The sequence below is a fragment of the Streptomyces sp. NPDC052042 genome (assembly GCF_044548345.1).
Classification (GTDB): domain Bacteria; phylum Actinomycetota; class Actinomycetes; order Streptomycetales; family Streptomycetaceae; genus Streptomyces.
The window spans coordinates 75,366-93,093 of the sequence record NZ_JBIUBU010000010.1 but is presented as its reverse complement, the minus strand read 5'-3'; the positions used below and the strand labels follow the sequence as shown (position 1 = coordinate 93,093).

Annotated in this window: 22 protein-coding genes and 1 tRNA gene; 5 read left to right on the top strand and 18 right to left on the bottom strand. The window is 67.3% G+C overall.

From position 1 onward, the window contains the following. Together ACIHCL_RS18475 and ACIHCL_RS18470 are read right to left on the bottom strand one after the other, a co-directional pair. Nucleotides 1–1,101 carry a bifunctional MaoC family dehydratase N-terminal/OB-fold nucleic acid binding domain-containing protein gene (locus ACIHCL_RS18475; protein ID WP_399862938.1) on the bottom strand — a complete coding sequence of 367 codons (1,101 nt, stop codon included), beginning with the start codon at nt 1,099–1,101 and terminating at the stop codon, nt 1–3. Then, nucleotides 1,098–2,273: an acyl-CoA dehydrogenase family protein gene (locus ACIHCL_RS18470; RefSeq protein ID WP_399862936.1), complete on the bottom strand. Its 1,176-nt coding sequence runs from the start codon at nt 2,271–2,273 to the stop codon at nt 1,098–1,100. Before ACIHCL_RS18470 ends, ACIHCL_RS18475 begins: the two co-directional genes overlap by 4 nt. 331 nt (nt 2,274–2,604) lie before the next feature. On the opposite strand from ACIHCL_RS18470, the gene ACIHCL_RS18465 reads away from it, so the two are divergent. Further along, nucleotides 2,605–3,138: an NUDIX hydrolase gene (locus ACIHCL_RS18465; protein WP_399862934.1), complete on the top strand. Its 534-nt coding sequence runs from the start codon at nt 2,605–2,607 to the stop codon at nt 3,136–3,138. Between the two features lie 325 nt (nt 3,139–3,463). Here the strand turns inward: ACIHCL_RS18465 and ACIHCL_RS18460 are convergent, their stop codons facing one another. The 12 genes from ACIHCL_RS18460 to ACIHCL_RS18405 all read right to left on the bottom strand — a co-directional run bounded on the left by ACIHCL_RS18460 (nt 3,464) and on the right by ACIHCL_RS18405 (nt 11,281). Continuing rightward, nucleotides 3,464–3,973, bottom strand: a complete 510-nt coding sequence (locus ACIHCL_RS18460; protein ID WP_399862932.1) for a hypothetical protein — start codon at nt 3,971–3,973, stop codon at nt 3,464–3,466. Between the two features lie 110 nt (nt 3,974–4,083). Beyond that, nucleotides 4,084–5,226 carry a tyrosine-type recombinase/integrase gene (locus ACIHCL_RS18455; RefSeq protein ID WP_399862931.1) on the bottom strand — a complete coding sequence of 381 codons (1,143 nt, stop codon included), beginning with the start codon at nt 5,224–5,226 and terminating at the stop codon, nt 4,084–4,086. After that, nucleotides 5,226–5,441 carry a helix-turn-helix domain-containing protein gene (locus tag ACIHCL_RS18450; protein ID WP_399863200.1) on the bottom strand — a complete coding sequence of 72 codons (216 nt, stop codon included), beginning with the start codon at nt 5,439–5,441 and terminating at the stop codon, nt 5,226–5,228. The genes ACIHCL_RS18455 and ACIHCL_RS18450 overlap by 1 nt, the downstream gene beginning before the upstream one ends. Further along, a complete protein-coding gene (gene repSA / locus ACIHCL_RS18445) occupies nt 5,441–6,817 on the bottom strand; it encodes a replication initiator protein RepSA (protein WP_399863198.1) in 1,377 nt (458 codons plus the stop codon). The genes ACIHCL_RS18450 and repSA overlap by 1 nt, the downstream gene beginning before the upstream one ends. Before the next feature lie 127 nt (nt 6,818–6,944). Further along, nucleotides 6,945–7,262 (bottom strand): SpdD-like protein, encoded by a 318-nt coding sequence (locus tag ACIHCL_RS18440; RefSeq protein ID WP_399862929.1) that lies wholly within the window; start codon nt 7,260–7,262, stop codon nt 6,945–6,947. Between the two features lie 21 nt (nt 7,263–7,283). Further along, nucleotides 7,284–7,439: a hypothetical protein gene (locus ACIHCL_RS18435; protein ID WP_107430590.1), complete on the bottom strand. Its 156-nt coding sequence runs from the start codon at nt 7,437–7,439 to the stop codon at nt 7,284–7,286. A gap of 12 nt (nt 7,440–7,451) precedes the next feature. Beyond that, a complete protein-coding gene (locus ACIHCL_RS18430) occupies nt 7,452–7,643 on the bottom strand; it encodes a mobile element transfer protein (RefSeq protein ID WP_399862927.1) in 192 nt (63 codons plus the stop codon). Between the two features lie 20 nt (nt 7,644–7,663). Continuing rightward, on the bottom strand, nt 7,664–8,356 hold the full coding sequence (locus tag ACIHCL_RS18425) for a DUF2637 domain-containing protein (RefSeq protein WP_399862925.1): 693 nt from the start codon (nt 8,354–8,356) through the stop codon (nt 7,664–7,666). Then, nucleotides 8,356–8,562 (bottom strand): hypothetical protein, encoded by a 207-nt coding sequence (locus tag ACIHCL_RS18420; protein ID WP_399862923.1) that lies wholly within the window; start codon nt 8,560–8,562, stop codon nt 8,356–8,358. Before ACIHCL_RS18420 ends, ACIHCL_RS18425 begins: the two co-directional genes overlap by 1 nt. A gap of 85 nt (nt 8,563–8,647) precedes the next feature. After that, complete coding sequence (locus ACIHCL_RS18415) at nt 8,648–10,003, bottom strand: FtsK/SpoIIIE domain-containing protein (protein ID WP_399862920.1); 1,356 nt, start codon at nt 10,001–10,003, stop codon at nt 8,648–8,650. Nucleotides 10,004–10,005: 2 nt separating this feature from the next. Continuing rightward, a complete protein-coding gene (locus ACIHCL_RS18410; protein ID WP_399862919.1) occupies nt 10,006–10,362 on the bottom strand; it encodes a hypothetical protein in 357 nt (118 codons plus the stop codon). Nucleotides 10,363–10,501: 139 nt separating this feature from the next. Further along, nucleotides 10,502–11,281 carry a GntR family transcriptional regulator gene (locus ACIHCL_RS18405; protein WP_399862917.1) on the bottom strand — a complete coding sequence of 260 codons (780 nt, stop codon included), beginning with the start codon at nt 11,279–11,281 and terminating at the stop codon, nt 10,502–10,504. A gap of 18 nt (nt 11,282–11,299) precedes the next feature. On the opposite strand from ACIHCL_RS18405, the gene ACIHCL_RS18400 reads away from it, so the two are divergent. After that, nucleotides 11,300–11,764 (top strand): NUDIX hydrolase, encoded by a 465-nt coding sequence (locus tag ACIHCL_RS18400; protein ID WP_399862916.1) that lies wholly within the window; start codon nt 11,300–11,302, stop codon nt 11,762–11,764. A 578-nt stretch (nt 11,765–12,342) separates the two neighbouring features. Beyond that, on the top strand, nt 12,343–14,118 hold the full coding sequence (locus ACIHCL_RS18395) for an AIPR family protein (RefSeq protein WP_399862914.1): 1,776 nt from the start codon (nt 12,343–12,345) through the stop codon (nt 14,116–14,118). 313 nt (nt 14,119–14,431) lie between these two features. On the opposite strand, the gene ACIHCL_RS18390 is transcribed toward ACIHCL_RS18395, so the two are convergent. Together ACIHCL_RS18390 and ACIHCL_RS18385 are read right to left on the bottom strand one after the other, a co-directional pair. Continuing rightward, entirely contained in the window at nt 14,432–14,734 is a 303-nt protein-coding gene (locus ACIHCL_RS18390; protein WP_399862913.1) for a hypothetical protein, read from the bottom strand. Continuing rightward, the gene (locus tag ACIHCL_RS18385; RefSeq protein ID WP_399863196.1) at nt 14,731–15,462 is read right to left on the bottom strand and encodes a GntR family transcriptional regulator; all 732 of its coding nucleotides are present in this window, start codon (nt 15,460–15,462) and stop codon (nt 14,731–14,733) included. Before ACIHCL_RS18385 ends, ACIHCL_RS18390 begins: the two co-directional genes overlap by 4 nt. A 53-nt stretch (nt 15,463–15,515) precedes the next feature. Here ACIHCL_RS18385 and ACIHCL_RS18380 point away from each other — a divergent pair, with 53 nt between their 5' ends. Beyond that, nucleotides 15,516–15,737: a hypothetical protein gene (locus tag ACIHCL_RS18380; protein WP_399862911.1), complete on the top strand. Its 222-nt coding sequence runs from the start codon at nt 15,516–15,518 to the stop codon at nt 15,735–15,737. Between the two features lie 481 nt (nt 15,738–16,218). On the opposite strand, the gene ACIHCL_RS18375 is transcribed toward ACIHCL_RS18380, so the two are convergent. Next, nucleotides 16,219–16,497, bottom strand: coding sequence for a hypothetical protein (locus ACIHCL_RS18375; protein WP_399863194.1), 279 nt, complete (start codon nt 16,495–16,497; stop codon nt 16,219–16,221). 78 nt (nt 16,498–16,575) lie between these two features. On the opposite strand from ACIHCL_RS18375, the gene ACIHCL_RS18370 reads away from it, so the two are divergent. Beyond that, entirely contained in the window at nt 16,576–17,331 is a 756-nt protein-coding gene (locus tag ACIHCL_RS18370; protein WP_399862910.1) for a GntR family transcriptional regulator, read from the top strand. A 185-nt stretch (nt 17,332–17,516) separates the two neighbouring features. On the opposite strand, the gene ACIHCL_RS18365 is transcribed toward ACIHCL_RS18370, so the two are convergent. After that, nucleotides 17,517–17,601, bottom strand: a tRNA-Ser gene (locus tag ACIHCL_RS18365). Nucleotides 17,602–17,728: the final 127 nt, after the last annotated feature.

Below are 17,728 nucleotides of genomic sequence, written 5' to 3'. Positions count from 1 at the left end.
TCAGCCCTCACCCCCACGAAAGACCGGAAGTGCCAACTCCGGGTCGGTTCTGAGGAATTCGAGCCGCACCGGCATCCCCATCCGCACCTTGTCGTACGGCACGCCGATCACATTGCTCACCATCCGCACCCCCTCCGCCAGCTCGATCAGCGCGACCGCGTACGGCCCGCCCTCGTCGGACGCGCTGAAGGCGGGGAAAGGCGGGTGGTGCATCACCACGTAGCTGAAGACAGTGCCCTCGCCGCTCGCCTCGACCGTGTCCCATTCCTGGGAACCGCAGGCGTTGCAGCCGGGCAACCAGGGAAAACGCGATTTCCGGCACCCGGCGCACCGCTGGATGAGCAGCTTGTGTTCGGCGACGCCCTGCCAGAATCCGGCGTTGTCGCGGTTGACGACCGGCCTGGGGCGCGGGCGCCGACCCGCCTGCTCCGCCGCGGCCCGGCCCGCCGCCCCCCGATTCCCCTCCTGCACCTGTCCCGGCTCCTGTCCCTGTCCCTGCCCTCGTTGTCCCTGCCCTCGTTCCGGGGGTTGCCCTTCCACCCGCCGACGCTCTGCGGGCAAACGTTCCGTCGCCCGCCGCCCCACCGCCGCCGGCGCGTACTTCAGGATCCGGAACCGGTGCCTCCCGGCGAGTTCGCCCCGCACGCGTACGTCCATCCGGGTCGTCACGAAGTGGCCCGTTCCCAGGCGGGTCGTCTTCCGCTCCGAGACCGACTCGATCAGGGCATCGAAGGTGATCCGGTCGCCGGGCCTCAGCGGCCGCAGATACTCCTGTTCGCAGTCGGTCGCGACCACGGAGGTGTACCCCGCGCCGTCGAGCAGGCCGAGCAGTTCCTCGTACGCCCCGGAACGGCTGGTGTGCCCCGACAGACCGCCCATCGTCCACGCCTGGAGCATGGTCGGCGGGGCGATCGCCTCCGGTCCCGTGTAGGCCGGGTTGGTGTCGCCCACGGCCTCGCACCAGTGCCTGATCATCGGCTCGTTGACCGGGTCCTTGCCGACGCCCGCGGTCGCGGCGGGCCGCCCCTCGTATCCCTTGAGGCGCGTGCACAGCGTGTCCTCTGCCTCCGGCTCTTCCCTCTCCTGCCGCGTACGGGTCACCGCTTGCCCCTCTTCATGCCGAGCCGCATGGTCGCGACGATCTCCCGCTGCACCTCGCTCACCCCGCCCCCGAAGGTGTTGATCTGAGCGGCCCTGTTCATCCGCTCCAGTTCCCCGTCCCCGAAGCAGCCGGCCGACCCGCCCCGCACGGTTCCGGCCTCCCCAACGACCTCCTGGCAGATCCGGTACACCTCGACGGCACTCTCGGTCCCCGCGAACTTCACGCCGCTCGCCTCACCGGGCGCCAGCGAACCCGCGCCGACGTCGCCCACCAGCCGCCAGTTGAGCAGCCGGGTCGCCGTCAGCCGCGCGTACGCCTCGGCCAACCGGGCCCGCACCCACGGCTCGTCGGCCGGGCGCCGGCCCGTCAACGGATCGGGGGTGCCGGCGAAGGCGAGGGCCGCGTCGTAGAAGTCCTCGGCCTGCATCCCGATCGCGGCGAGGGCCACCCGTTCGTGGTTCAGCTGGTTGGTGATCAACCCCCAGCCGCCGTTCACCTCACCGACCAGATGCCCGGCGGGCACCCGTATCCCGTCGTAGTAGGTAGCCGTCGTGGTCAGCCCGCCCACGGTCTCGATCGGCGTCCAGGAGAAGCCAGGGGCATCCGTCGGCACCAGAATGATCGAGATGCCCCGGTGCTTCGGCGCCCCCGGCTCGGTGCGGCAGGCCAGCCAGATCCAGTCCGCGTTCTGCGCGTTGCTGGTGAAGATCTTCTGCCCGTCGATCACCCAGGAGCCGCCGTCCCGTACGGCCCTGGTACGCAGGGCCGCGAGGTCCGTACCGGCCTCCGGCTCGCTGTAGCCGATGGCGAAGACGAGTTCGCCGCTGAGGATCCGGGGCAGGAAGTACGCCTTCTGCTCCTCGGTGCCGTACTTCATCAGCGTCGGGCCGACGGTGTTGAGGGTGACCATCGAGACGGGCGCCCCCGCCCGGTATGCCTCGTCGAAGAAGACGAACTGCTCGTCGGGTCCGCGCCCCTGGCCGCCGTACTCGACGGGCCAGCCCAGCCCGAGCATTCCATCCGCACCGATCCTCCGCAGCAACCGCCGCTGTTCGCCCGGGTCGTCGACGAGGGACCCCGCCGTGGCGGCCTTGCTCGGCATCAACCTGGCGAAATAGGAGCGGAGTTCGGCGCGCAACAGGCGCTGCCGCTCCGTCTGGGCAAGGTGCATGACGGCTGCCTCCCGGGCACGGGCGTACGGATCGGGATCGGGATCGGGTCCGGGCTACGGGTTCACGAGTTCGGTTTTCCGTTTCTGACTGTCCGTCAGATCGATGACGGCTGTCAAGGCAAACGACCGCCGCAACCGCCCCACCACCCCGCCGGCACGCGCACCAGGACTGGCTGCACATCGAGGCCGCCCGACCCCAATGGCCCCGCTGAGGGGCGAGTTCGGGTGGCCTGAGCCAGAAGCGCCTCTCGGGCGCGGTGAAAACCCTGAACCCGGCACCTCTCCGGGAACGCTCTGCGATCCTGGAAGCCGATCGAGAGGGGCCGCAGCGATGCAGTGGAAGATCCACGGGGAACGGCCGATCTACGAGAACGAGTGGGTGGACCCGTGGCTCACCGACATCGAGACGCCGGACGGGAACCGCTGGGAACACCACGTCGTCAGGCTCCGCCACCTGGCCATGGCCGCGGTGCTCAATGAACGGCGCGAGGTCCTGATGATGTGGCGGCACCGCTTCATCACGGACACCTGGGCGTGGGAACTGCCCATGGGCCTGGTCGAGGAGGACGAGACCCCGGCCGACGCGGCGGCCCGTGAGGTCCTGGAGGAGACCGGCTATCGCCCGGGCCCCGTGAAGCCGTTGATCTACGCCGAACCGGCCAACGGCATCACCAACTCCCAGCACCACCTCTTCCGGGCCGACGGGGCGACCTACGTGGGCCCGCCGACCGAGAAGAACGAGTCCGACCGGATCGAGTGGATCCCGCTCGCCGACATCCGCGGCATGATCGACCGCCGCGAGATCGTCAGCAGCGGCTCCCTCGTCGGCCTGCTCTACCTGCTCATGGACGAGTCCATCCGCTGACTGTTCGCCCATGCGGGCGCGGGCCCCTTCCGTGCCCGATCGGACGAGAAACCGGGGGGGGAGACACGGTGACTGGCGGGCAGCAGGCAGCACAACGGCCCCCGACCGTCTTGCCTGGTCAGGGGCCGTTCAGCTGTGCGGTGGGTGTGGGATTTGAACCCACGGTGACTCGCGCCACGACGGTTTTCAAGACCTTTCGGCACCCTGGGGCACTTGGACCTTCCCCGCAGGTCAGACGGTTACTGGCGCTCCACCGGTCCGTCGTCCTCATCGTTGTGCCCGCTGCGTGCCCCTCGGACGAGGCCGTGCCTCATGTGCCAGTCGGTCACTGACTGTCTGCCGGTCCATTCTCATTCCAGGCGTAGACACGGACCGGGTCGAGGTGGAGTTCGTTCGGGCCCATGCAGTCGGCCGCCCAGGTGGCCAGGCGGGAGCCGCAGCAGCACGCCAGGTTGGGCCCATGCGCACCAGTGGGCCCGCAGCACCCGAGCCAGTTGTTCCCAAGCTCGAAGGGTTCGAGGCGCGGCAGGACATCCTCCGGGTGTACGACGAAGCTGTCACGCCACCCGGCGGACAGCGTGACGCCGGTGCTGGCAACCCGCAGCAGCTCGCGCCCACCGCTGTGGACGAGGCGACGGGGCTCATCGGCGACGACGAACGGGGCACCCCACGGCTCGGGGTCGATGGCGTAATGCCCGTTGGGGACGGTGGATCGAGCCCGACCGGTCTTCGCGTCCCTGCCATCGTCTGGGTCATCCACCTGCGGAACGGCCGGGAGCGCCACCAGGTCCCCGGTGAGGGCTGTCCCGCACTTGGCGCAGTAGAAGACGGTCACACACTGGGTTCTACCGTGGGTCGGGCCGGAACGTCCAAGGACATTCAGGCAAGAAGGCGGCCCCCGACCAGGTGCATGGTCAGGGGCCAGCCAACTGAGTCGCGCGACGATCAATCCGAAACGGCGCCCGCGGAGCCGTCGCCGGTGTCCGACCCGTGGAGCCAGGTGTCCGCCGCTTCCGCCACCTGATCATCGCGACCGGCGACCGGCCGGGCGTAGTGGCGGGTGGTAACGCTGGCGTTCGAGTGGCCGAGTCGGTGGGCAGCGGTCATCACCCCGTACCGGTCAGCGACCCAAGTGCCGTGCGAGGCGCGCAGATCATGCGGAGTGACGTCGTTCAGACCAGCTGCTGACACGGCGGGGTCGAAGTACGCCTTGCGCCACTGGTTGTAGCGCAGGGGCTTGCCGCCCGGAGTCGTGAAGAGGAGCGCGTCATCCCCGCCAGGCAGAGTCTCCAGATGCCGGCCGAGCCGCTTGGCGAGGGACGGGCCCACGCGGAGCAGTCGCTTCTGATGCGACTTGGGAGTGTCGAAGACCAGCGTGCCGTTCGCCTCGGCCAGGTTCTCGTCGACCAGGACGAAGCCTCCGGACACGTCGATGTCCACGCGCCGCAGGGCGAAAGCCTCACCGACCCGAAGGCCTGCGTACGCAAGGAGGGCGATCAGCAGGTCATGCGGCTTTGTCGCGCCCTTGACGATCCGCGATGCCTCCAGCGGCGTGAGGATGTGCGGCTCGGTCTGCGGCATCCGGGGCAGTTTCACGCCCCTACACGGGGACTGCGAGATCATGTCGTTGTCGACGGCAGAGCGCATGATCTGTGACAGCACCCGGTACGCCTGCCGGATCCGCGACGCGCTGAGCCCCCGTGTCTTCATCGCGCCCACCCACTCGGCGATGGTGATGGGTCGGAGACTGGACAGCTCTCGGTCGCCCAATGCCGGGGCGATCAGCGAGTTGATCAGGGACCGATACGACGCCTGAGTCTTGTGCTTGAGCTGCGGGGAGACGGCAGTGAACCAGCGAGCCGACCAGTCCCGGAGGGTGGTCTGTCCGTCTGTCGGATCGAGCCAGCGTCCCTCTTCGATCTCGATGCGCTTACGCGCCAGCCAGCGGTCAGCGTCCGTCGTGGTGGCGAATGTCTGATCGGCGGGGCGGAGTACACCATCAGGCCCCGGATACCGCGCCTGGAACCGGCCGGACGGCAGCTTGCGGATGCGGCCGAAGCTGCGGCGAGACTTGCGCTTGCCAGCCATCAGGCAGCCCTCCTGTACGCCGAAGAGGGCCGCAGGATGATCGGCTCCACCGTGTGAGCGCTGACGTACTCGTCGACCGCGCTCTCCGGGATGCGGACGTGTCGGCCGACCTTGACGAAGGTGATGCGGCGTTCCTCGATGAGTCGACGCGGGAAGCGGAGCCCGGTGCCGAGACGGGCAGCGACCTGATCCACAGTGAGGAGTCGGTCCACGATCACCACTCCCTTTCGATGGTGCCGAGCCCGTTCAAGGCGTCGCGCGCGGTCTCGCGGTTGGTCTGGAGTTGCCGGGCGATGGTCGAGGCAAGGGCGGCTTCGCCCGGGGTGTGGCCGTGGCCCGCGTACTGCCAGTCGGTCAGAACGAGGACGGTGTCCGGCTCGCGGTCGTCCAGCCCGAGGGCAGATGCCTCTTGCGCGGCGCGGTAGTCGGCGCGTTCCTGGCGGAGGGCGCCGAGCGTCGTGGAGTAGCTGCGCGACTTGGACGAGAAGTGCCCGCGGAAGCCGAGCATGTGCGCCCAGGCCCACAGGCGCCGGTCCGGGTACAGGACGTCCAGGTCACGGCATGCGGTGATGAGTCGGCGGGTGTGGTCGGGGACGTGGTAGCGGTCGAGTTCTGCGAGTTCGCCGATGCGGCGGTCCAAGGTGCCCGTGTTCTCGGCTGCTTTGGTGGCGTACTTGGCCACGTATGAGGCGACGGCCTGTTCGGTGATGTCGGAGCCGTCGCCGAAGGCCTTCACCGGCTGGACGTCGAGCTGTCGGCCCCAGCGGAACGTCCTGGTCGGCTGGTCACCAGCAGCCGGGACCGAGACCGAGGCGTACGAGTGCGCCGCAGCCGCGCGTATCGCGTCGGTGAGGAGGCCAACCGTGGCCCAGGCGGGCGGCGGGGTGCCGGGTCCATCCGGGCCGTCGAGGCGTATGACGGCGTGGAAGTGCAGAGCCCCACGCTTCTGGAACTCGGCGACCTTGCCGTACGAGAGGCGAAGGTGGTCGGCGAGTTCCCGGCGGGTCAGGCCGGCACGGGCGGCAAGTTCGCGGCGGAGCCGGGTGGTGAAGCGCTGCCAGAGCTGACCGGCGTGGTTGTTGAACAGTACGGCGCCCGCGTAGTCGTAGGTGTCCGGGTCGAGAGCGGTGCCCAGTTCCGGAGCATCGGGAGCATGCCGAGTGCCACACCGGCAGGCGCCATGGTCGGGCCGGTTGTGGACCGGACCGAACGAGGGAGCCGTGAGGGTGGCGAAGACGCGCGGGTGATCGCGGACGGTGGCGGGGACGTCGCGGCGGTCGTCCCCGGCCAGGCCGACGCGGATCAGGTGGTAGGTGTCGCCCGCGTAGGTCCATGCGCAGGACGGGCAGCGGGAGACGCGGCGGTTGCCGCAGGCGAGACGGAGGCGCCTGCCAGGCTCGTTCTCGGTGGAGTAGTGGTGCAGGGTCTCGCCGGTGGTCTTGTCCTTGTGGAGGACCCAGCCGGACAGGTGGATGGGGTCGGAGCAGCCGCCGGTGCGGCGGATCTGGTCTTCCCAGCGGGAGTAGTCGGAGGCCGAGGCCACCCGGAGCACATCCCCGAGGGTGATCGGGTCGAGCAGCGTGTCTGGAATGGATGCCTTCGGTGTCGCGGGTGAGGCACGGTGGGCCATGCTGGGTGTTCCTTCCGGTTGCTAGATCGGACAGGGACGGCACCCGGGCGGCGGATGCTTGGCGGTATCGAGGCCGCCCGGGGGCCGGTCAGCGACGCTTGGCGTCGGAGGCGAGCAGGGAGCGCAGGACAACCGCGCAGACGGCGACTGAGGCGCCGGTGATGGCGACCGCCAGGAGCAGGGAGACCAGGACGGCGCCGAGAACCAGGACGACGGCTGTGCCGCCACCGACGAGGGCGAGCGCGGTGCCCGGGGTGAGCTGGACGACCGGGCGCGACGACGCCAAGGCGACGGGTACCGGCGGCGGTACCGGGCAGCCGGGGGTGATGGCGGTCGGCTCGACGACGGCGGGCGGGGTGGTCAGGCCGGTGGGCTGCGGCATGACCGGGAGCTTGGGCCGGAACATGAGCGGTTCTCCTTTCGCGGGTTACTTGACGGCGGTGTCGATGACGGGAGCCAGAACGCTGTCTGCGAGGAGGTATCCGCCGAGGAGGAGCAGGGCGACGAGCCACCAGGGCGGGCGGATGAGCTTGATGCCGAGGTAGCCGACGGCCAGCAGGGCGAACCAGAGAGGGACGTCCATGGGCTGTATCTCCTAGCGGACGGCGCAGCGGTGGGTGCGGGCGGCGAGCTGAGCCGCGGTCTGGCTGGAGTAGTCGGCGGACCAGCCGCAGCGGTCGGCGGTGCAGACAGCGGTGAGCTTGATCCGGCCGTTGCGGTCGCGGTGGCTGCCGATCTGTACAGGGCCGATCCGCATCAGGGAGTGGAAGCTGTCGCGGGCGGACATCGCGGGTGTCTCCTTCCTGGTCAGGTGAGGTGGGCGGCGACGGCGTCGGCGAGGTGGGACGGGACGCCGAGGCGGGAGCGCAGGGTGTCGGTGTCGATCGGGGATCCGGTACGGGCGTGGTATTCGTCGGCGATCTTGCGGGCGTGGTCGACCAGTACGGCGGGGACTGCCGGAACCGGAGTGGGAGCCGGGGGAGCAGGAGTCTCCTCGGTCGGAGCGGGTGAGGCGTCGGGCTCGAAATCGGCTTCTGCGGCCAACTCGCGCTCGACGGCCGGTATCGGCTCGGCCGTGGGCCCGACTTCTTCCATGGCGTCGACGGGCGCCGACGGAATCGGCTTCGGCTCCGCAGTCGACGAGTGAGCGAGGAGCGTGCCGCCGAGAAAGGCGAGGGCCGGCCATCCGGCGATGCCGAGGCGGAGCAGGGCGGGCGGGTCCGCCAGGTCGAGGAACCCGGCGGTGGCGACGTTGGCACCGAGCGAGGCGAACAGGGCGACGAGGAACCAGCACCAGGCCAGCCGGGACGGGCCCTCACTCCGCAGGCGCCGCCAGGCGGCGACCAGGAGCAGGTCGACACTGACCGGGTAGGCCCACGCCTTCCAGCCATCCTGTCCAGCAGCGGCGGCGAGGTCGTGGAGGTGGGCGAAGGACAAGGCACCGGCGATGACGGCCTGAACCAGGACGGCATCGACGCGGAGCCCGCGACCGACGCCCATCAGGAGTACTCGCCAGGGTGGATGGGACCGCCGTCTGTGTCGTCACCGGACGGGAACATGCCGGGCGGCGGCTCAGGCAGCGAGACGGCCAGGGACGGGCTGACGGCTTCCACGAAGTCGAGGTCGGCACCGTCCATCTCGGCGTACAAGGCGAGTTGGCCGAGCAGGAGCACGGTACGGGCGATGTCTTCGCAGTTCGGGCACATGGCGGGTTCTCCCTTCATCAGGCATGGCGGGGGTAGGGACTTGGCGCGAAGACGGTCACGCCGACCGATGAGATTCAGATGGAGATCAGGCGGCAGCCGGAGAAGGCTTGGTCGACGGCATGGGAGTGGCAGCAGTGCCGGGCAGGACAGGCCGGAACGGGGCCAGCTCGGGCAGGTCCGGCGTCCGCTCGGCGTACCGGTTGCAGAGATTCACGGCCTGGCGCAGCGAGGTGTGCGGGGCGCGGATGCGGTGCCATCCTCCGGATGAGTCGCCCGCGATGGCGACCCCTCGCATCTCGGCCGGGATCTGGATAGCGGCCAGGACGGCGTCCGGTGAGATGTCGCCGAAGGCCATGTTGGCGGACGTCTCGTCGTTGACGCGATGGGCAGTGCGGCCGGTGAGCTGGGCGCGGAGCATGGTGATGCCCTTGCCGAGTTCGGAGCCGAAGCGCTGCCCGCAGATTTCGAGGTAGATGCCGGCCGCGCGGCCGAGTTGGGCGAGGCGGACCAAGGCAGTGATGACACGGTCCCGCCGTTTCTCCTCCTCCTTGTTGGCATACAGGGCGAGTTCGGCGACTTCATCGACCAGGACGACGACCGGGATCGGGCGCAGGTGTTCGGGCAGGTCCCAGATGTCGGCAGCGATCTCCGCGTCCGGCACATCGGCGGTGATTCGCTGCTCAGCACGGATGAGTTGGTACACGCCTTCCATCCGGGCCACGAGCGCGTCAAGTAGTTCGGCGGCGGTGTCCGGGGTGTCGGCCAGCGCGGAGAAACGGCGGGCCAGCGGGAACAGTTCGACCCCTTTCTTGCAGTCGATGCCGACCAGGGCGACGTTCGCCGGGGCGAGTCCGGCGACCAGGTTGCGTTGGTAGACGGACTTGCCGGACTCCGTGGCGCCGAGGGTGAGGGCATGAGGTATCGCCCGGTAGTCGCGGTAGTGCACCGAGCCGTCCTGCCGCAGGGCCACCGGTACCCGCATCGGCCGAGTATCGGTCTCGACCGGCATCTGCACCCGCTTGAGCACGTCATAGCCGGTCATCCGCACCTCTACGACACCGGAAGACAGCTCACGCGAGGTCACACCATGCATCGAGAACGAGTGCCGGAGCCGGTCAGAAGCGGCGGCGATGTCGAAGGCGTCCTGTCCGGGGCGGAGCTTGAGCCGCAGGACCAGACCGGTACGAGTCGGCCGCAGCCGCAGGATCCGCGGTGGACGCGACTCCGGTATCGGCCGGTTGGCGGCTCGGGCCAGGGCGAGACGCCAGCGCGCGGGCGGAACGGTCAGTCCGCACGCGTCCATGACGGAGCTGTACCGGACCAGGACTCGCACCACGGCCAGCGTGACCCCGAAGGTCAGCCAGTACCAGGCGGGGCGCCGCCACCGCAGGAGACCCGCGACGGCGGCGACCAGCACGAGAGCGACCATGAAGCCGGTCATGATCAGGCTGCCTTCGGCCTTGCCGCGGCGTCGGCGAGCGAGGTGACCGCGACCGCGCGGAACGCGATGCCGTGCCGCTTCTGGCCGTTGAAGTCGTTCTCCCAGGGCCGGGCGATCAGGCCGGTGAGCGCCACCGGCGTGCCCATGGTCAGCTCACCGGTGACCCCGGGCGCCGGGACGGTGATCGAAAGGATCTCCACTTCCTCGTTCGCCGCGAACATCACGTCGACCGTCATCAGCGTCGCGCCGGTCTCGACGTCCGTGGCGATCTCGCCGGTGCGACGGTCCTTGATCTTGGGCTGCGGGGTCTTGGCAACCATCACGGTCGCGGCGGAGGTGTCAACGGGAATCTGGCGCACAGCAGCTCTCTCCTCTATAGATGCCGAACTCCGTCACTCATGTACATGAGTTACATGAAGAAGAGTGCACCACTCCTGTACATGAGTCAACCCGCCACGATGAAGAACTCGTGACGGGCTGCGTGGAGTTGAGCGAGCGTCAGTCCGCGGCAGGGATCCGGTACTCGAAAACGAACTGGTCAGCGGCCATGAGCGTGTCGCATACCTCGACCACGAGACCCGCGGTCGTCCGCGCTTCCCGGATCAGATGAACCACCGGTGCACCCGGGCTCAGCGCCAGTTCCGACGCTTCCTCCTTCGAGGCCGGACGCGCTTGCAGCGTCTCGACGAACTCGGCGAACTCGTGCCCGTGGTCTTCGAGTCGAGCGTAGATGCCACCGCCGCCGGGGTTCTGGGCGAACAACTCCGGGATCTCCTTTACGACACCCCAGGGAAGGTAGGACGTGGCAGTCTCGACCGGGGTGCCGTTGCGGAAGTAGAGGCGTCGACGGGCCAGCACCTGTGTGCCGGCAGGGACGCCCAGTCGTCGAGCAGCATCCTCGGGCGCCGCCATGGGCCCGATGTAGAGGACGCTGACCTTGGCTGAGGCACCGGACTGCGCGGACTCCGCGAGGTACGCGGCCTGCCCACCCTGCCGGAGCGAACGCCGGAAGCGATCGGAGGACCGGTGCCGCACCGGCGGCCGGTTCTTCACGATCGAGCCCTTACCGTGCCGGGTCTCGACCAGCCCGCTCGCCCGCACTTCGACCATGGCCTTCCGGATGGTGCCACCGGACACGCCATAGCGGTCCACCAGCTCGGACTCGCTCGGCACCATGTCACCAGGCTTCAGAACACCCGCCCGGATCTGCCGCACGATCTCGTCCGCGATCTGCACATACCGAGGCCCGGTGCCGCCCCCTCCTGCCGCAGTTCCCATAGCCCTTCCCTGCCTCCTATGCTCCTCTACATGAGTCAATCACAGGAAGCGACGCCGCCTCCCCTGCACTCCGTGTCCGTGGCCGGAGTGGTGGTGCGCGAGGACGGGCGCCTCCTGGCGATCCGCCGAGCCGACAACGGCACCTGGGAACTCCCCGGCGGCATCCTCGAACTCGACGAGACTCCCGAGGCCGGCGTGGCCCGCGAGGTCCTGGAGGAGACAGGCATCCACGTCGAGGTGGACGAACTCACCGGCATCTACAAGAACTTGACCCGCGGCATCGTGGCCCTGGTCTTCCGCTGCAAGCCTTCCGGTGGCACCGAACGCACCTCCAGCGAGTCCACGGCCGTCTCATGGCTCACACCCGACGAGGTCAGCGAGCGCATGTCCGAGGTCTACGCGATCAGGCTCCTGGACGCCCTGGGAGGCAACGGCCCCCACGTACGGAGCCACGACGGCAGGCACCTCATCCCAGCGGGATAAAACCTTCTCTACTTCATCAAGACACCCGGCTGCGCTCCGCTTCGCCGGGCGCGCTTCCCGGCTCCGCTCCGGGCGCCGCTCCTGCCTTCGGCCCGCTCCGCCCGCGCTGCGCCGACGCGCGCCCACACGTGGATAGGGCCGGAAGCCATGAGTCGATCACCGCATAGAACGGGTCGCGGTCAAAGACGATGCCTCCGGCGGGGGATCGGCCGGCACCGGGATGGGAGGGGCGCCGTTGCCGACCGCGGGCACGTTTGGGGCGTGCGTGGGGTGCTCCCATCCCGTCCACCGTCGACCCAGGCAGAGCCGAGCAGACGCGGCCCAGGGGCGTCAAGGTCGTTCGTACAGTGGCGCGCTCCACCTTGACGCCCCTGAACCACGCCCGCTCCACGGTGTGTGGGTCGACGGCGGACGGGATGGGAGCGGAGGGTTAGCGCAGTCGATCAGTCAGCGATTCTGAAGATGATCACACTCTTCTTTCCTGACCATTCGCTCGCGGCGGCGGCATCTCGGACGCTACGCTCGCTGCTAAACACACGGTGATGGCAATCGGCGCTCGCGCTGGGTAGGGGGATGAAGTGCACACGCTCACGGCAAAGCGAGTGGCCAAGTTTGCACGGGATTTCGGCTCCGAGGGGAGCGAGGCGCAACAGTTCGAGCTGTATGTCGCGGCCAACTACCTCTTCCCTTATGTACGGGACGATGTCGAGCACATTGAGCGCAGTGTTCTGGGCGGTGGGACTGATGAGGGCGTCGACATCGCTGCCGTCGTGGTCAACGGACAGATCGTCTTCGAACCCTCAGAGATCGACGACCTTATTTCAGACCAGGCAACTAACGCAGCGAGGGTAATCTTCATTCAGGCCAAGACGAGCGAGTCCTACGATTCTAAGCTCATCGCGAAGTTCCTTCATGGCGTCGAGGCCGTGACAAAGTACGCGATCAAGGCCAATAGCGTCAAGCTTCCTCCGTCTCTGGTCGACCTAGCTGCTTTGATTGATCGAATCGCAGAGAACGGTGACAAGTTTCAAGACACGCGAATCCCATGTGAACTCTTCTACGTCACCACCAGCGGCAATGACGGGAAGAGTGCGCGGCAAGAGCTGCAGGTCACAGCAGCGATTGATCGTATTCGAGATCTCGGGATTTATTCAGAATCTTTGCAGCTCAACACTCATGGCCACGAAGCACTAGCCGCAAAACTGAAAGAGCGTCACGGACCACAGAATATCCGGTTTAACTTTGAGAAGCGGCAGACCATCCCTGCGACGGAGCGGGTGGACGAGGCCTACATCGGACTCTTGTCCGGCACGGAGGTGATGAAGTTGCTGACGGATGAATCTGGATCCGTCCGGGCAGGCATCTTCGACGACAACGTGCGCCTCGATCTCGGTAGCCATAACCCCGTAAATACCAGGATCGCGGGCACCCTACAGAGCGATGACCGCGAGCACTTCCCCTTCCTTAACAATGGACTCACGATCATTGCGACATCCCTCCGGGGGTCGGGTGACAGATTCTTCATTTCCGGGTATCAGGTCGTAAATGGTGGCCAGACGAGTCACCAGCTCGTTAGGTGGGCAGCAAGCGAGGCGGTTAAGGTGAGACCGGACCTCCTCTCTGACCTCTGGATCCCAGTAAAGATTGTCAGCTCAGACGATGTTGGGGTGCGTACGAGCGTGGCGATCGCCACTAACCTACAAACTCCCATCGGCTCAACCGACATCCAGGCGAGTTCCCAGATGGCGAAGGACGTAGAAGAGTATTTCAACCAGTCAGGTGTAGGCGGCCTACGCTATCTGCGGCAGAACCAGCATGCGTCTCTTGATTTCCCGCGGACTCGCATCGTCACGACTCCTGAACTCAACCGAGCGGTCGCTGCAACACTGTTCGGTGAGTCTTCCCGGGCGATCGGTGCTCCGAAAGAACTAGAGGTCGAGAACTCATTCGTTTGGGATGAATACTCCGTTGAGGCCTACTACTACGCGTCCTGGATCTTGTATCGGGTAGATAGATTCTTCGCCCGCACGCCCGACTCGACTACTCTCAAAGCCGCGAAGTACCACATCGCAATGATGGTGTCCGCTCTGATCATGCCGAAGCTAGTCCCTATCTTCGAAATTCCTGACGTAGAGACCGCGAGGGGGCGACTGAAAGCGGCTAAAAAGCTGAATTTCAAGATCTCAGATTCGGAGAGATTTGAGGTAGCGATCGCTACTGCAGTCAAGCTTGCCACCGATCAGTTTCAGTCTGTCTTGAACGAGGGCAGGAGTTTGCGCAAGGACGATGTGCGCAGCCGTCGTAACCAGGAGGCTCTACTGCTAAAGGTCAAGGAGTTGAGCTCCGACGCCTGATGCTCGGCTTTCGCGGCAAGAGTCTGCGTTCGAGTCAGCCAGCCACCCCGCAACTCGATCCCACGTCGTGGTACAGCAACGGAACACAGCAACGTCAGGAACCGCCAGTACTCGACACCGGCACTCGCGCTTCTCCCTGCGACCTGTATGAGCTCCAATGACCGTTCTCTGTAGAGCTACGGATCAGAAGGCGCCCATGCCCTATCGCACAGGTCCATGGTGCCTGGCAACGGCACCGTGCAGCGCAACGGCCCCTGACCGTTTCTCTGGTCAGGGGCCGTACACCTGCGCGGTGGGCTTCCACTCGTCTCCTTCAGGAGCGATGAGGTTCACTCACCGTCAGGAGGTGACCGCGGCTGATCGCTACACGATGCACGTCTCGCAAGGCCCCCGCCAGCTCCTTCCCCAGCATCCGCAAATCCTCCCGGCCCGCTTCTTCGTCGCCAAGAGTTTCCGAGGCCTGTTCCAGCAGTTCGGTTGCCATCCCAAGTTGCACCGCCTCGATGCTGTCTGCCAGGCGGGACATGTGTCCGTCTCTCTCATCGGTGCTGAGGTAGCAGGGCTTGTCTTCCGGCCCCGACCACGGGAGAAGCCGCAGTTTGTTTCGGTTCGTCATCCTTCCGTTCGCCTCTCGTTGATCACGTGATGGGTGGTGAAGACGGCATCGGCGCGGCCCCCTGGAAACACCAGATGTGCGACCTCGATGACGCGCCCGGTGCTGTCGACGGCAACGCGTGTGATCGCGAGAACCGCCACGGTGGAGCTGATCCGAAGGGTCGACACTTCGTCCGGTGTCGGCAGGCGGGCGCACACCGTCTCCCGGACGTCGGCCGGCGGAGGGTTTAGTACGGCAAAGCCCATAACCATCCGCTCACATGAGGATCCGTCGCCGAGCGTTGCAGCTGGCGTCAGGTCGCCCGGGACGTAGATGCGGGCCAGGCTGTGTGGCGACTCCCCCTCGTGGCTGAGGCAGGAGTACTCGAACAACGGGCTGCCGCTCAGCACCCGCAACAGGGTTGTCAGGCGTCCGTGCGCCCGGATCTCGGTTCTGCGGACAGTGACGCGCAGAGCCGCGTCCGCAGCAGTCGACGGATCCAGCGTTCCCCATCCGCCGACATACGTGATCTTGCGGAGGGGGCGACGAACGAAGTTCCCCTTGCCGTGGATCTTCTCGACGAGCCCTTCCCTTTCAAGCACCGCGAGAGCGCTCCGCAGCGTCGGCGTGCTGACCATGTACTGACGGGCCAAGTCAGCCTCCGACGGCAGGCGTTCGCCGGCCTTGATGCGACCGGTCGTGATCTGGTGTCGGAGATCGCTGGCAATGCCGTGACGGCGAGAAGACATGGACTCGGTCACCGCCTTCTCAGCATTCGTACGGTGGCAAGCCGAGTTCGCCCATGTGCGGTCAACAGCTCGCCCGGCTCGAACTGCAACTGCTCGGCATCGCACGGCAGTTGGCAGAGGTCACTCACCCGGCATGCCCGGCCGCCGACTTGGATGACGTCGCCGCGCCGCACGGTGGTCGAGGTGATCTCGACGGTGGATGGCAGCGCAGCCCCGGGCGACTGTCCCCTCATCGGTGCACCTCCCCGGGCGCGGACTCGGCGAACGTCGAGTGACAGGGGCAGTCGCATGCCTCGTAGACCACCGAGACATCGACCGGCACCGAGGGCAGGGAGGATTCCGTGCAGGCGTGGTGCGTACCGATCCGGCATGCGATCGATCGGTAGGAGGCCGCCGCGGCGGGCGTGAATCCGGGCTGTTGGCGAGGCGGCATCAACGGACCCCCGCGAGAGCCGACCAGGCCTCAGTCGGCAGATGGGGAGCCAGGACCATCGAACGTTGCCGTACACGCTTCTCCCAGGCCAGCACATACGGACGGACGAGCGCGATGTCCTCACCCGCGAGCGAGTCCGTGTGGTCTACGCGGTCCGAGACCCGTCCCCGGCCGGCCGTCGACCTGTCGATCGGCGTAGGGGGCACGAAGACAGCCATCGGCCGGGAGGGCGTTAAGGGGCGGCGGTGCCTGCCCTTGGGGAAGTACCGCGCCCTGGTGAGTGAGACGGCACAGCGGATACGGTTGAACACGCTACTCAGCTCCTATCGCTGATGGCTCGGTCCCCCGACATCGCCCGTCGAGGGGACCGCTTTGTGTACGACCGCCCAAAGGGTGCGGCCGTTCAGGCTGGTAGCCAGGAACCCGAACCGATCGGCTTCGGCCACCGCTTCCAGAACCACCCGCCATGACTCGGCGGGGAGCGATTCCGGTACCTCCGTTTCGACCGCCGTATGTCCGGCGTGCTCCTCCACGCGTGCAGGGAGCCCAACGGACGACAGCCTTGCGGCGATGGCCGCCGCTCTTACTCCTGAAGCGGGCACAGGGCAGCCTCCGTCACCGGCGATCACTTTCAGTGAAGCTAGTTAACTAGATTAGAGCTAGTGGACTAGATTTTCCATATGCCTGAGCAGCCGCCCTATCTCCGCATCGCCGACGAGCTCCGGCGGCGGATCGCGGAGCACGTATGGGAGCCGGGCGACCGGCTGCCCTCCCGCGCCCAGATCGGCCAGGAGTACGACGTGGGCGAGAACGTGGTCCGCCGGGCACAGGAGCTGCTGATCTCCCAGGGCATGTTGGAGGGCCGCGCCGGTTCCGGCACCTACGTTGCGGAGCCCCGACAGCGAGTGCGGGTTGTCCGTTCAACGGCACGCGAGCAGCCCGGCAGCTCTCCGTTTCGTGCGGACATGAAGGCCATGGGCAAGCAGGGCGACTGGGAGAGTCTGACCGACGCCAAGGTCCCCGCCACGGCGGAGATCGCGGCACGCCTGGGTATCGCCGAGGGCGATCTGTGCGTCCGCACGACGTACGAGTTCCTGGCCGACGGCAGGCCGGTTCAGCTGTCGACGAGTTGGGAGCCGTACGACCTCACTGCCGGCACTCTCGTCGTCCTCCCCGAGGGAGGGCCGCACGCCGGGGCGGGTGTCGTGAACCGCATGGCCGCGATCGGCATCACCGTCAGCCACGCCGTGGAGCAGCCGGAGCCGCGGCAGGCGACCGCCGAGGAGGCGTCGCTTCTGGGCATCCAGAAGGCCGCCTTCGTCACCCACATCCGTCGGACGTACTACAGCGACCAGGGGCGGCCCGTGGAGACGGCGGACATCGTGGTGCCCGTCGCTCACTGCGAGATCGTCTACGAGATCCCGATCAACCGGTAACCCCGGTAACTGACGGGCGTCCGCCGCCCCATGGATCTCCTCAGACCGCGGTCAGGCCGTGCCCCTCGCGTGCCCCTTCCGTGCCCGATCGGGCGGGAAACCAGGGGGAGACACGGTGACTGGCGGAGACCGGACAGCATCACGGCCCCTGACCGTCACGCCTGGTCAGGGGCCGTTCAGCTGTGCGGTGGGTGTGGGATTTGAACCCACGGTGACTCACGCCACGACGGTTTTCAAGACCGTTCCCTTAGGCCGCTCGGGCAACCCACCTTTGGTCCGTCCACCAGGGACGGAGCGGGTACAGCGTACCGGCCGCGAGCGTTTCGCGGGGTACGTGGTCCACACAGGGCCCGCCGGCACCGTTTCCGCTGCCCCGTGCCCTGGTCAGCGCCCAAGC

What these genes read in the sequence shown, in the direction of transcription:
- ACIHCL_RS18470 (WP_399862936.1), bottom strand. Translation starts at nt 2,273, where the DNA reads ATGCACCTTGCCCAGACGGAGCGGCAGCGCCTGTTGCGCGCCGAACTC.
- ACIHCL_RS18465 (WP_399862934.1), top strand. Translation starts at nt 2,605, where the DNA reads ATGCAGTGGAAGATCCACGGGGAACGGCCGATCTACGAGAACGAGTGG.
- ACIHCL_RS18455 (WP_399862931.1), bottom strand. Translation starts at nt 5,226, where the DNA reads ATGGCTGGCAAGCGCAAGTCTCGCCGCAGCTTCGGCCGCATCCGCAAG.
- ACIHCL_RS18440 (WP_399862929.1), bottom strand. Translation starts at nt 7,262, where the DNA reads ATGTTCCGGCCCAAGCTCCCGGTCATGCCGCAGCCCACCGGCCTGACC.
- ACIHCL_RS18435 (WP_107430590.1), bottom strand. Translation starts at nt 7,439, where the DNA reads ATGGACGTCCCTCTCTGGTTCGCCCTGCTGGCCGTCGGCTACCTCGGC.
- ACIHCL_RS18430 (WP_399862927.1), bottom strand. Translation starts at nt 7,643, where the DNA reads ATGTCCGCCCGCGACAGCTTCCACTCCCTGATGCGGATCGGCCCTGTA.
- ACIHCL_RS18425 (WP_399862925.1), bottom strand. Translation starts at nt 8,356, where the DNA reads ATGGGCGTCGGTCGCGGGCTCCGCGTCGATGCCGTCCTGGTTCAGGCC.
- ACIHCL_RS18420 (WP_399862923.1), bottom strand. Translation starts at nt 8,562, where the DNA reads ATGTGCCCGAACTGCGAAGACATCGCCCGTACCGTGCTCCTGCTCGGC.
- ACIHCL_RS18415 (WP_399862920.1), bottom strand. Translation starts at nt 10,003, where the DNA reads ATGACCGGCTTCATGGTCGCTCTCGTGCTGGTCGCCGCCGTCGCGGGT.
- ACIHCL_RS18405 (WP_399862917.1), bottom strand. Translation starts at nt 11,281, where the DNA reads ATGGGAACTGCGGCAGGAGGGGGCGGCACCGGGCCTCGGTATGTGCAG.
- ACIHCL_RS18400 (WP_399862916.1), top strand. Translation starts at nt 11,300, where the DNA reads ATGCTCCTCTACATGAGTCAATCACAGGAAGCGACGCCGCCTCCCCTG.
- ACIHCL_RS18390 (WP_399862913.1), bottom strand. Translation starts at nt 14,734, where the DNA reads ATGACGAACCGAAACAAACTGCGGCTTCTCCCGTGGTCGGGGCCGGAA.
- ACIHCL_RS18385 (WP_399863196.1), bottom strand. Translation starts at nt 15,462, where the DNA reads ATGTCTTCTCGCCGTCACGGCATTGCCAGCGATCTCCGACACCAGATC.
- ACIHCL_RS18380 (WP_399862911.1), top strand. Translation starts at nt 15,516, where the DNA reads ATGTGCGGTCAACAGCTCGCCCGGCTCGAACTGCAACTGCTCGGCATC.
- ACIHCL_RS18370 (WP_399862910.1), top strand. Translation starts at nt 16,576, where the DNA reads ATGCCTGAGCAGCCGCCCTATCTCCGCATCGCCGACGAGCTCCGGCGG.